The sequence below is a fragment of the Aquirufa sp. OSTEICH-129A genome, from assembly GCF_054558355.1.
Genome location: NZ_JBPXKC010000011.1, coordinates 1 through 639, shown reverse-complemented (window position 1 = coordinate 639; position 639 = coordinate 1). Strand labels below are relative to the sequence as shown.

Genomic DNA, 639 nt, shown 5'->3' with positions numbered 1-639 from the left:
CGGCCCAAGATGCTTATGGTAACACGGTAAGTAGTTTTGATGCGAGTACCAATAATGTGACAGTGACAACTAGCTTAACAGGAGCGATCACGGGCTTGTCGGGTACGAATAAGTTGAATAATGCAGGTGACTTTGTAAGTGGCGTAGCTAATTTAAGTGCTGCCTTAACGTACACGGGAGCCTCAGGAACAGGAACCTTTACCTTTACTCCAGCTACTGGAACGGGAGTAACTAGCTCAACAATTACGATCAATTCAGGTGCGGCCACTAAGTTGGTTATCACAGGTTCAGCTACTCAAACAGCGGGAGCATCCCAAAATATTACCTTGACGGCAAAAGATGCAAGTGGAAATACAGCCACTGCCTATACAGGTGCGCATAATATTACTTTCTCTGGTACAGCTAGTTCATTAAGTCCTGTTACAGCCCCTACGGTGGCAAGTACCAATTTTGGATCATCGACTAGCATTACCTTTACGAACGGTATAGCCACGGTTTCCATGAGCTTGTATAAAGCGGAATCGGCTACTATTTCGGGAACAGATGGAAGCATTTCATCTTCAGGAGCAGATCGTTTATCGGTTACTGTATCACCAGCTAGCTTCGCTAAATTGGCAGTTAGTTTAACAAGTCCACAAA

Annotated in this window: 1 protein-coding gene; it reads left to right on the top strand. The window is 44.8% G+C overall.

Features of this window, described 5'->3' with window-relative positions; genetic code table 11:
* The coding region (locus SKC36_RS12270) for a hypothetical protein (protein ID WP_459466072.1) at positions 1–639 on the top strand (639 nt) is incomplete at both ends.